Origin of the sequence: Halomonas sp. TD01 (assembly GCF_923868895.1) — a bacterium.
Taxonomy (GTDB): Bacteria; Pseudomonadota; Gammaproteobacteria; order Pseudomonadales; family Halomonadaceae; genus Vreelandella.
This window is the reverse complement of the sequence record NZ_OV350343.1, coordinates 3,816,592-3,828,761: the sequence shown is the minus strand read 5'-3', so window position 1 is coordinate 3,828,761 and position 12,170 is coordinate 3,816,592. Positions and strand designations below refer to the sequence as shown.

Sequence of the window (12,170 nt, the reverse complement as noted above, 5' to 3'; positions counted from 1 at the left end):
CTTTTATGGGCAAGTGTCACCCAGCAGCAACTCTGTTTTGAGTAGCTGCTGGGTTTTTGGTATCCGACCTAGAATCATTTTTGCCGCCACGCGGCCTTTACCCGCACTGTCCTGGCGCACGGTCGTTAAACGCGGTGCTCTATATTGCCCTTCAGCAATGCCATCAAAGCCTGTAATTCTTAGCTCCCCAGGTACGTGAATGCCGCGCTGTTCGGCTAGCGTAAGCGCGGTAAGCGCAATACGGTCTGACATACACAGCAACAGATCCGGGCGCTGCTTGGCAGGCAAGTCAAGGATTTCTGTGATTACCGGTGAGCACACATCAAACACGTTCTCTTCGATATTCCACAGTGGTATCTGTTCAGCATCAAAGCCATGTTCGGTGAGTGCGGCATGAAATCCGGCCAGGCGCGCACGGCTGATGGTGCTACTGTCCGGAAGTAGGGTGTGCGCTTTGGTGACTCGGCCGTTGCAATGCTCTTTTGTCAGGCGAAGATTGATCACCGCAGGCCGCTGTGGCCGCGTTTTTAATGCGTGTTGGGCAAGGTGGTAGCTCGCGTCTTGGTCATCGATATGAACAGTCGGGCTGCCGTCAATGTCGAAATCCACAGACACCAGTGGCCGCTGCGAAGGCAGCTCGCTTAGAAGCTTGTTATTAGGCATCAGGCCGTAAACGATAAAGCCATCGGCAATGTTTGCGGACCCTGGCGGCTGTGAGGCATGGCCGCGCCCGGGGAGTAGCAGCATGGTATGGCCATGGGCATCGAGTACTTCAGCGACACCTGATAAAAATTCACTGGCGACAGCATCATTGAGGCTGTAAGTCAGGCTTTCGGCAAGAATAACCGCAACAATGCTGGAGCGCCCAGTGCGCAGACTCCGGGCCTTGGCATCTGGGCCGTTATACCCCAGTCGTTTTGCCTCACTTAAAATACGATCGCGCAGAAGTGGCGAAAGCTGGTCAGGGCGGTTGAAGGCATTTGATATTGTCGCGGTGGAAACGCCGAGTTCTGTGGCAAGATCCTTGAGAGTCATTCTACGATGGGCTGTCACGGGCTTCCTATCCTGTTTAATTATTTGAGTGTTATTTTACATCGCAGGCTAATGAATTGAATCTGGCGCACAAAAATACGGCCTTGACGTTGTTTCCACTACCTTTGCATAAAGAGGTAGCAGCATCAAAGGCCGTTGTTCGCTCAGCAACAGCGCAGTCGATAGTGTTCGTTAAGCCGCAGAGCGTGTCTCTGAAAGCATCAATGCTGCTCCGTTTTCATCAAATAGGTGCACATGCTCAATGTCAGGCACCAGGGATACTTTCTGGCCTGCTTTCCACTGGCTAGGGGCTTCGCTGCGGTGAATAAGCAGTGTATCGCCCTCTTTTGGTTCTAGGTAGACATAGACCTCATTACCCAGATACTCGACATTGAAAATTTCAAAGCAGTTATCGCCACTGGGTGCCTCTAAACGTAGGTGCTCTGGGCGTATGCCTAACGTAAGCGAGCTGCCCGTGGGATAGGCATCTGCGGCTTGGGGGAGCGCGACTTCTCCTAAGCCTTTCGCAGTCACCCGGCAGCCATCTTTTGAACCGCTGGCAAGCTCAGCGGGCATAAAATTCATCGTAGGTGAACCGATAAAACCTGCGACAAACTTGGTGGCTGGGCGTTGATAAAGCTCATGTGGACTGCCAACTTGCTCGATATGGCCGCCTTTAAGCACAACGATTTTATCTGCCAGGGTCATTGCTTCGACTTGGTCGTGGGTCACATAAATCATCGTAGAGCCTAGGCGATTGTGCAGCCTGGCGATCTCGTTGCGCATTTGTACTCGCAGCGACGCATCCAGGTTAGAAAGCGGCTCATCAAAAAGCAGAATGCGAGGTTCCCGAGCCATCGCGCGGCCCATTGCAACACGTTGGCGCTGACCGCCCGACAGTGCTTTCGGCTTGCGGTGTAATAGATCCTCAAGCTGCAAAATTTTAGCGGTACTCATTACCCGTTCATGAACCGTCTCTTTGTCCGTTTTGGCAAGCTTCAAACCAAAAGCCATGTTGTCATAAACGGTCATGTGCGGGTAAAGAGCATACGACTGGAACACCATGCCCACACCACGCTCACGTGGGGGAAGGTCATTAACTAACGTATCACCAATGTTTAAGTCACCGTCGGTGATTGACTCAAGACCTGCGATAAGGCGCAGCAGTGTGGATTTGCCACAGCCGGATGGGCCAACAAAGACGACAAATTCACCATCGCCAATGGTCAGGTCAACGTCTTTAATAATGTGATCGCGACCAAATACTTTGTTGATCTTTTCAAGCGTAACACTTGCCATGGTTAGCTCCTTGTCGGCCTCAATGCAGCATTCCTCGTATCGGGCCGACTATCGTTATTGAATGTTGTTATTAGTGTGACTAAGCAACGCGCATAAAGGCGGCTTGATAAGCGGGTAGCGTCAGCACATTGTTTTTACGTGCCGCATTGAAACCGTGTCCTTCCAGGTCACTGATGACGTCTGCGGGGAGCGCTGTTTGCTGCTCATTGCCCGTCAGGTTAAAGACACACAGCACTTTCTCCTGGTCATTTTGACGAATAAAGCCCAACAGCTCCTCACCGACGTCAATGAGCTGTAAATCACCGTCAAACAGCGCTGAATGAGCGTGACGGAAGGCGAGCATCCGACGCACACCGTTAAGCGTTGAGTCCGGGTCTGTTTGCTGTCGGCTAACCGCCAATGGCAGGTGGCGTTTTTCTACGGGTAGCCATGGTTCAATGACCGAGAAACCTGCCTGGGTGCCATCTGTCCATGGCATTGGCGTGCGGCACCCGTCTCGGCCTTTAAACTCTGGCCAGAGCACTTTTCCGTAAGGGTCTTGAATGCGCTCGAAGGGCACGTCAGCTTCCGGAAGCCCTAACTCTTCCCCTTGATAAAGGCAGACGCTGCCGCGTAGGGAAAACAGCATGGCGAGCATCACTTTAGGATAAGCAATGGGATCTTCTTCAGTGCCCCAGCGCGATGCGCTGCGTTCAACATCATGGTTAGACGTTGCCCAGCAGGGCCAGGCGTCGCCCGCTAAGCGCTGAAAGCGCTCAATAACATGACGAATATAGCTAGCGGACCGTGGCTTATTGAGCAAGTCAAAGGTGTAAGCCATATGCAGTTTGTCACCGCCTGCGGTGTACTCAGCCATTCGCTCAAGTGGGTTGTCATCGCCGATTTCACCCACGGTCGTAGTGCCGGGATACTCATCCATCAACGCGCGTAAGTCTTTCAAGAAATCTACGTTTTCAGGGCGACTAATATCGTAGACATGGCGCTGCCACGTGTATGGGTTAGCCTCTGGAGCGCCTAGAGTCTTAGATTCGCCTTTTGGCACTGGTGGATTGTCGCGCAGTTCGGCGTCGTGGAAATAGAAGTTGACCGTATCCAAACGGAAACCATCAACGCCAAGGTCTAGCCAGAAGCGCATGTTGTCCAGCTGTGCCTGACGGGCTTCCGGATTATGGAAGTTGACATCTGGTTGGCTGGTCAAAAAGTTGTGCAGATAATACTGCTGGCGGCGTGAATCAAAGGTCCAGGCAGGGCCGCCAAAAATAGATAGCCAGTTATTAGGTGGCGTGCCATCGGGCTTTGGGTCCGCCCACACAAACCAATCGGCTTTGGGGTTGGTGCGATTCTGGCGGCTCTCTTTAAACCAAGCGTGCTGTTCAGAGGTATGGCTGATGACTTGGTCAATCATTACTTTCAGGCCTAGCGAATGGGCCTTGTCGAGCAGCGCCTTGAAATCATCCAGGGTGCCGAACATCGGATCAACGTCGCGGTAATCGCTGACGTCATAACCGAAATCGAGCATGGGTGAGGTAAAAAAGGGCGAAAGCCAGACACCGTCAACGTTCAAAGAGGCCACGTAGTCGAGCTTTTCGGTAATACCTTTCAAATCACCAATGCCATCACCACGGCTGTCTAAAAAGCTGCGCGGGTAAATTTGATAGATAACACCGCCGCGCCACCAGGTCAGATTGTCTTGCATGAATAAATCCTTAATAAAACGTAAATAACACCCACGCTTAGCCTTTAACTGCACCTGCAGTTAAGCCTGAAACAATGCGACGTTGGAAAATGATGACCAGGATAACCAGTGGCACGGTGACGACGACCGACGCGGCCATAATTGGCCCCCAGGGCAGCTCGTAGGCGCTACCACCTGACAGCAGTGCAATGGCAACAGGCACGGTGCGTTGGGCATCAGTGAGTGTGAAGGTTAAGGCGAACAGGAACTCATTCCACGCAGCAATAAAGGCAAGCAGGCCAGTCGTGGCCATGGCAGGCCACATAAGCGGTAGGAAGACTTTGGTAATCGTAATCCAGGGCGTAGCGCCATCCATGATGGCGGCTTCTTCCAACTCCATGGGCAGTTCTTTCATGAAGGTGGTAAGTACCCACACTGTGAAGGGCAGCGTGAAAATGGTGTAGCTCAGAATGAGGCCCGCGGGATTGTTGTAGAGATTTAGTGCGCGAATCACTTCAAACAAGCCTGAGAGCACCGCGACTTGAGGAAACATGGAAACCCCAAGAATGACCAGCATGACGGTCGAGCGACCACGAAAGCGAACCCGGCCCAGCGCGTAGGAGGCGGTGATACCCAATAGAAGCGCGATGAAAACAACGCTAAATGCTACGACTACCGAGTTAAAAATCGCACGTATAAAGCTCGACTGGCTAAAAATCTGCGCATAGTTATCCAGGTTCCAATTTGAGGGCCAAAGCTCAACCTGGAATAAGTCACTAGAAGGTTTGAGTGAGGTAATGACCGCGTAATAAAACGGGAAAACGGCATATACCATAATCAGCGCAATTAAGGCCCAAAAGCCGACGCGCTTGGCAATTTTGGCTAACTGACGTTGGTTCATCAGTCACCTCCTAGTTGTATTTTGTTACGGCCTAAATAAAGGTAAGCAACGGTGGCAAGTGCAATGATTAAGAACAGCAGCGTAGAGGCGGCACTGCCGTAACCAACATCCTGGAACTCAACCAATTGCTGACGTGCATAGACTGACATCGACATTGTGCTGGTCGAGTTAGAGGTCAGTACGTAGATCACGTCGAACACCCGCAGCGCATCCAGCAGGCGGAAAATAACCGCCACCATCAAAGCGGGCGTAATTAGCGGCAGGGTCACCTTGAAGAACACGCGCACGGGGTGAATACCGTCTACTTCTGCGGCTTCGTAACAATCTTTTGGCAGCATTTGTAGGGCGGCTAGCACCAATAGAGCGACAAACGGAATCGTTTTCCAGACATCGACCATGATGACTGCCCACATGGAGTAAGTAGCGCTGGCGGTCCAGGCAATAGGATTGTCGATTATCCCAACCGTCATTAGCAGGTGGTTGATGATGCCGAACTGATCGTTGAGCATCCACGCCCACATTTGGGCGGAAACGATGGTGGGGATTGCCCACGGAATTAGCACCGCTGCGCGAACAATCGTCCGACCCTTAAACTCCGCATTTAGAATCAGCGCCACAATGACACCGAAAATGACTTCTAAAGAGACAGATACCACCGAAAAGTAAACGGTGTTCCAAACAGATTGCCACCAGACTGGGTCGGCAAGAACTCCGAACCAACGGCCATTTTCGTAGACCAGATAGTTTTCAAATCCGATTAGATTGGCTGCCCCTAGATCAGACAGTGAGGCATCAGTAAAACTTAAGAAAAAAGTACGCATTAACGGCCAGCCAGCAACCAGCGTTAATGCAATGAGCATGGGGGCCAGGAACAGCCAAGCCGCTTTGACCCGCTGACGGCGTACTTTAGTGCCGCGATGCCGACGCGCTGGCGCTGCGGCTGAGCGCGCCTCCAGGGGCGCGCTGTTGTTAGAAGAGGTCGACATAGGTGTCTCCGCGGTTACCAGTTGCGACGCTTCAGGCGGAGTAGATCGCCTTCGAGGTCAGCGACGGCTTCGGCGCCAGTTTTAGTGCCTGAAAGCACATCATGTGAGGTGCTGAAGAAGGCGTTACTGACACGGCCATAGGCATCACCGGTAGGTGCTGACGGACGGGCGACTGCGTTAGTGAAGGTGTCGTAAAGAGTGCCGAAGAAGGGCACGGCTTCAAGTACCTCTTCATCTTGGTAAAGCGCATCGATGGTGGGGTTATAGGAAGATTGGATGGCACGACGCTTTTGCTCTTCTTCGCCGGCTAAGAAAGCGACCAGATCAGCGGCAAGCTCGGGATGTTCGCTGTAGCGGGATACCGCTAAGTTCCAACCGCCTAAACCGGCTGCACTTTGGCCGTCCTCTCCACCTGCTGGTAATTGGGTGACGCCGACGTTGCCACGTACATCACTATCCTCACTTTGAGCCAGTGACCATGCGTATGGCCAGTTACGCATAAACACGGCATTCCCACCCTGGAAGACGCCACGGGCTTCTTCTTCGGTGTAGTTCAGCACGCCCTCTGGAGAGATATCGCCAATCCATGAAGCTGCTAAATCTAGCGCTTCAGCAGCTTTCTCGTTATTAATGGTTACTTCGCCATTCTGATCTACCACGGTACCGCCACCGAAGCTTGAAACCCACTCCAGTGCATTGACGGTAAGTCCTTCATAAGCACGACCCTGGAAGACAAAACCCTGCATACGATTATTGCCTTCCGCACGCTCGGCATTTTTGATATCACGCGCGATGTCGGTCAGTTCTTGCCACGTAGTAGGTACGTCATGGCCATGTTTTTCCAGCAAGTCTTCGCGGTAATACAGAACACCTGCGTCGGTAAACCAGGGCATCGCAACTAGGCGGCCATCGATAGTGTTGTTCGTGACAATGGTGTCGAAGTGGCCTGCCGCGGCGTCTTCACCAAGCACTTCGCTTAGATCGAGCAGGTGATTAGCCAGTAGGCCAGGCCAGACAACATCGATCTGCATAACATCAATGTCGCTAGAATTGGCGGACAAAATTTGTTGGTAGAGTGACAAGCGTTCAGTAGATGAGTTTGGCGTTGAAACCACATCGACACTGTGCCCAGTCTTCTCTTCCCAGGCGCTTACACCTTCTTGGCAAAGGGTAAGCTCCGCACCAACAGCTCCACAAGAAATGGTTAACTCAGCCGCTTGAGCAGAGCCTGTGGCGCTAGCGATACTAGCTAAAGCAATGGCAGAAGTGAGTAATGTCTTTTTCATAGGGCGTTCCTCGGCATTTATTGTTGTGGGTGATGAGTGTTCAAAGCGCTCGTAGCGCCTACTTAAACGATTAAGTAAGGTGCCAGTTAGCCGTCTCCTCGTGACAAGTTCAATAGCGACTTTTGTCTAATGCCGCTGTATTACTTTCTCCTAACCTAAGGATCAGTTTAGACATTGGTCGATAATTTGTTATTTCTTGTTGGTTTACTAGCTCTTAATCGATTAAGTTCTGTCTTCCGTTATTTTACGGAGTGAAACGTAGTTGCTTTGCAACATAGTTTTCTCTATCTGGCTTGGCTGTACAGCGTTTAGCGCCATTTTTTGGCACCCACGCTCAGCACCACTTAGTGGGAGTGAATGCTATCAGCGCAGTAAGGCATCAGATGGGGGCTTTGGAAAATCTCAAAAATAAAAGATTTAAAGCCAAGTTTTTAAAGCGATTTTTAAAACGGTTTTTAAAGCACAGCTTTTAAGAATATGACTTTTAAAGATACAGCTTTTAAAAACAAGGGTTTAATAAATTAGGGTTTAAAACAATGCACAAAATGACATTCAAAACACCTCTCGCCATTGCCATCGCCGCTGCCAGTTTTGGGCTGTGTGGTACTGCTAACGCCAACACAACACTAGAAGAGCGGTTTGCGCAATTAGAAGCACGTATTGCGGCTGCCGAGCAGCGTGCCGAGGCCGCAGAGCGCCGTGCTGAGTTAGCGGAGCAGGGACATGCCACGCCCTCGTCAAGTGCACCTGCCACCGTTACTGACGCTGACATTGAAGAACGCCTTGCCCGTGTAGAGCGTCAATCCAATGGTGAAGAAGGGTTCTCTTTTAATGTCTATGCTCGTTCTGGCCTGCTAATTGGCGAAGACGGTAAAAGCGCGCCAGGAGGCCCTTACTTGACACCCGCAGGTGGAAATGGCGGCGCCGTTGGTCGTTTGGGCAACGAACCGGATACTTATTCCGAAGCCATTCTTAACTACCGCATGCAGTTTGATAACGGTGCAAAAGCCCGTTACACCACCATGCTGGCCGCCGGTACTAATTCCAGCAATGATTGGGTAGGTGATGATACCAACCTGAACGTACGCCAGGTATATGCTGAGTTTAGCGACTTGCCAAGCTTTACCGGTGCGTTTGAAAACGCCTCTATCTGGGCCGGTAAGCGTTTTGACCGTGATAACTTTGATATCCATTGGCTCGATAGCGATGTCGTATTCCTGGCCGGTACCGGTGGCGGTATTTACGACATGCAGCTAGCCGATAACTGGAAGAGTAACCTTTCAGTATATGGCCGCAGCTTTAGCGACTACCCGATCGTCAACCGTGAGAATCCCGGTTTAGATGGAGAAAATAGCGATACAGATAACCTTGTATTGACCTCCAATAATTACTTTGGCAATTGGCAGGTCATGGTTAACGGTATGTCTGCTGCGGATAACGATGAACGTGATATCGGCGTTGGCCAAACCGCGGCCGACAGCGGTTGGCACACCATGGTGGCTTACCATGGCGACAGCTTCTTCGGTATGGGCGAAGGTAACTTCAAGGCCGCAGTACTGCACGGCCAGGGCTTAGGAGCCGAAGTAAAAGGATTGGGTAGCAACGGCGACCTGACGGATGATGCGACCTCAACGCGCCTAGCGTTATATGGCACGACCTACATTGCACCGAAGTGGCGTATTGCACCGTCTATACTGGCTGAAACCAGTGAAGATCGTTTCGCCAATGGCGATAGCTATGACTGGGCAACGCTAAACGTGCGGCTAGCGAATGAAATTAATCAGAATTTCGAAATGCAGTACGAAGCTAGCTACCAGTGGATGGATTTAGATCCACAAGGTTACAGTGACCGTAACGCGGTTGATGGTGACTATATGAAGTTCACTATCGCACCGACTTTCAAGCCCGAAGTAGGTGGTTTCTGGAAGCGTCCTGAGATCCGTCTGTTCACTACTTACAGCGATTGGGACGATAGCCTTAATAGCTACGGTGCAAGCTCTCTAGGTAGCGATGGATTTACTGGCGGTGAGTTTACCTTTGGCGTACAAACCGAGGTATGGTTCTAAGCGCAAGCCGCTGCTCTCTAGCGAAAACTGTTTCGCCAATGCTGATTGCCCGCGCCGTGTCGCGGGCTTTTTGTTATTAAAAAGCACTGATATCGGGAGGCGCTGATGTCGTTACTCCAAGAAAAGCTAAAGGCACCGCCGTTGCCGCTGAGTGTGGTGGCCCGGCCACGCCTTAATGACCATTTCGCCTTAAACGAGCGTACCCGCCTGCTAGTGCTGGCAGCGCCCTCGGGTTATGGCAAAACGACACTGCTGGCCGAGCGGTTGCCCGCGCTGGAGCAGGAGGCCGCTTGGCTACGATTGGATCAGCGTGACAACCAGCCGGTACGGTTTTTAACCTACTGGCGGGCAGCGTTGAATACACTGCTCGATGAAACCGGTGTGCTCTCACCGATGGCAGACAATGCTGACTGTGTAGAGCAGCTTGAGTGCTGGCTGGGTGAGTTGCCCGAGCAGCGTTCGCCGTGCCGTTTCGTTGTAGATGAGTTTGAACACCTGAGCCATCCCGACATTTTGGCTGGCATCGCTCATTGGCTCCGTCATCAGCCGCCCTGGCTGACCTTGACGCTAGCGAGCCGCTCGCGCCCCGCGCTTGGCTTGGCGAGCCTGCGGTTGAGAGGGGAGCTTGAAGAGATAGACCTTCACGACTTGGCCTTTGATAGCGAAGAAGCACACACTCTGTGTGCTGAACAGCTAAGTTTTCCGCCCACTCGAGTAAGCCTTGAACGTGCTTTGCGTAGAAGCGGTGGTTGGATCGTGGCGCTTAACTGGCTGGTTGAGCGAACCACTACGCGTGCGGGTTTCGACGCGCTGGTAGAGCGCTTAAGCGGTGCGCACCCTGATTTTGTCGCTTGGTTTGATGAACTGCTCGCCGCCGCACTTCCCCCTGAAGAGCGCGAGCTGATGCTTCAGTTGGGAGTGTTAGAACGCTTTTCACCTGAGTTAATGGCGCGCCTTTTGGAAGGGGAGCGACTAACTCAGCGTTTGGAAGCGTTTGAGCAAGCTGGGCTCTTTATTGAGCGACCAGACCCGCATACCCAGTGGTTTCGCTTTCAACGGCTGTTTGGCGAGTATCTTCGCCACCGCCGACACGAGCTTAATTTATCCACTCAGCGAAGGTTGCATCAGCGGGCAAGCCAGGCGTGGTTAGCACTAAATGATCCGGTGATGGCGTTACGGCAAGCAATCTTAGCCGAGGAGCAAGAGGACGTTGCCAGTTTGTTGACCGCCCAGGGGCCTGCGCTATTAGCCAGCGGAGCTTATGCGTTATTAGCGCAAGGTTTTGCGCTGTTAGGTGAGCCGCGGATCTCAACAAGCCCTGAGCATACGTTGCTCTATGGCTGGGTATCCCACGGGCAATTTCAGTTCGATGTGACGGCGCGAGTGATCGGATGGATAGAAGCGCAGTTAGGTGCGCGCGAGTGGCAGGCTTTGAATGCTGAGTTTGCAACGCTGCGTGCCCAGTTGGCGATTAACCACGGTAATGCCGAACGCGCTGCGCCACTCGCTGAGCAGGCACTAGCGGTGCCTGCTCGCTACTTAGCGTCAACACCATTGACGGCGACGGCCATTCTAAGCGAATCGCGCTTCGTACAAGGCTATTTAGAGGAGTCGCTGCAGCGGGTGCGAGAAGTGGAGCGCCAAGCTCGTCAGCGCAACGATCATCAGCTGCTGCTGTGGTCATACTGTCATCAGTCTGAAAACCTGGTGGCTCAGGGACGCTTGCAGGCCGCCTACGATATTCAAGAGCGTGCCTTTGCTCATCTAGAACGCGCCGAACTTGAACATTTGCCGGTCGCGGAGTTTTTGTACCGCATTCGTAGCCAAGTGCTGTGGGAGTGGCATCGCTTAGACGAAGCCGAGCAGGCTGCGTTGAAAGGTATTGCGGTGTTAGACAATCAAGGCGAGCGCTGGACGCTTCAGTGCCATATTCAGCTCGCTAAAGTCGCCCAGAGCCGGGGCGACCAAGCCCAGTGTGCCGACCATATTAGAAGGTTGCGTAAAATTCTCGCAGAAGGTGACTATCACATTGATTGGGTAGCGAATGCCCATGCAACGCTGTTGGCGTGGTGGCAATCGACGCACGATATGGATGCGGTTGAGCGTTGGCGCCAAGAAGCGCCAGAACCCCTTACCGAGCATGCCACCAATCACTTTTCCCAGTGCAACGTGCGTAACCATGCCCGTGCATTAACACTATTGGGACGCTACGAAGAGGCCCGCGAACTGCTGGATGCCCTTGAAGCCCACACCCGGCGGCTGGGACTAGTGACTGACGCGAACCGCAATCAACTTTGCTTAGCTGCGGTGGCTTGGCATCAGGGACAAACTGCTCAGGCAAGCAGCCATATGCAGCAGGCGCTCAGTTTGGCTTCCCGCACCGCGTTGGTAGGCAGCTTTTTACGCTTAGGCAAGCCGCTGGGGGAGCTGTTGTCGACCCTGTTGGCAAGTAACACTTTAGCTTCCCTTGAGCAGGCTCGCGCGGAGCGGCTGCTAACCTTGGCAGGCCGCCAAAAAGACTTTGGCAGTGCCCGGCGTTTGATGCTGGATGAGACGGTGATTGCCGACATTGTGGCACGGCCCGATGTGCCTGAACTGATACGTACATCGCCACTGACCCGCCGAGAGTGGCAAATTCTGGGGTTGATTCATGCTGGGCTCTCTAATGAGCAGATCGCCGAACAGCTGTCGGTGGCGCCCACCACGATCAAAACTCATATCCGTAGTCTTTATCAAAAACAGAATATTCGACGGCGCGACGAAGCCATTGCGCTGGCGGGGCAATTGCTGGCGCATATTCAAGGGGAATAACTAACTCGGGGAGCTACTCCTAACGCCTACGCCCATCGCTACCTCTAGGGGAGGATTTTATCTAGCGATCAACGCTGCATCATGCCAATCAACAGGCAACGACAAGGACAATAT

At 52.6% G+C, this 12,170-nt stretch carries 8 protein-coding genes; 2 read left to right on the top strand and 6 right to left on the bottom strand.

All coding sequences use genetic code 11. From position 1 onward, the window contains the following. Window positions 1-3: 3 nt before the first annotated feature. The 6 genes from L1X57_RS17415 to L1X57_RS17390 all read right to left on the bottom strand — a co-directional run bounded on the left by L1X57_RS17415 (window position 4) and on the right by L1X57_RS17390 (window position 7,179). Window positions 4-1,035, bottom strand: coding sequence for a LacI family DNA-binding transcriptional regulator (locus L1X57_RS17415; protein WP_009723681.1), 1,032 nt, complete (start codon window positions 1,033-1,035; stop codon window positions 4-6). Window positions 1,036-1,224: 189 nt separating this feature from the next. Further along, the gene (locus L1X57_RS17410; RefSeq protein WP_009723680.1) at window positions 1,225-2,331 is read right to left on the bottom strand and encodes an ABC transporter ATP-binding protein; all 1,107 of its coding nucleotides are present in this window, start codon (window positions 2,329-2,331) and stop codon (window positions 1,225-1,227) included. Between the two features lie 79 nt (window positions 2,332-2,410). Further along, window positions 2,411-4,027 carry an alpha-glucosidase family protein gene (locus L1X57_RS17405; RefSeq protein WP_234667812.1) on the bottom strand — a complete coding sequence of 539 codons (1,617 nt, stop codon included), beginning with the start codon at window positions 4,025-4,027 and terminating at the stop codon, window positions 2,411-2,413. Window positions 4,028-4,064: 37 nt separating this feature from the next. Beyond that, the gene (locus L1X57_RS17400) at window positions 4,065-4,907 is read right to left on the bottom strand and encodes a carbohydrate ABC transporter permease (protein ID WP_009723678.1); all 843 of its coding nucleotides are present in this window, start codon (window positions 4,905-4,907) and stop codon (window positions 4,065-4,067) included. Further along, on the bottom strand, window positions 4,907-5,893 hold the full coding sequence (locus L1X57_RS17395) for a carbohydrate ABC transporter permease (RefSeq protein ID WP_009723677.1): 987 nt from the start codon (window positions 5,891-5,893) through the stop codon (window positions 4,907-4,909). The genes L1X57_RS17400 and L1X57_RS17395 overlap by 1 nt, the downstream gene beginning before the upstream one ends. A 14-nt stretch (window positions 5,894-5,907) precedes the next feature. Further along, window positions 5,908-7,179, bottom strand: coding sequence for an ABC transporter substrate-binding protein (locus tag L1X57_RS17390; RefSeq protein WP_009723676.1), 1,272 nt, complete (start codon window positions 7,177-7,179; stop codon window positions 5,908-5,910). A gap of 536 nt (window positions 7,180-7,715) precedes the next feature. On the opposite strand from L1X57_RS17390, the gene L1X57_RS17385 reads away from it, so the two are divergent. Then, window positions 7,716-9,245 carry a carbohydrate porin gene (locus tag L1X57_RS17385; protein WP_009723675.1) on the top strand — a complete coding sequence of 510 codons (1,530 nt, stop codon included), beginning with the start codon at window positions 7,716-7,718 and terminating at the stop codon, window positions 9,243-9,245. 105 nt (window positions 9,246-9,350) lie between these two features. Continuing rightward, window positions 9,351-12,056: an HTH-type transcriptional regulator MalT gene (malT, locus tag L1X57_RS17380; RefSeq protein ID WP_234667810.1), complete on the top strand. Its 2,706-nt coding sequence runs from the start codon at window positions 9,351-9,353 to the stop codon at window positions 12,054-12,056. The last annotated feature ends 114 nt before the right edge of the window (window positions 12,057-12,170 follow it).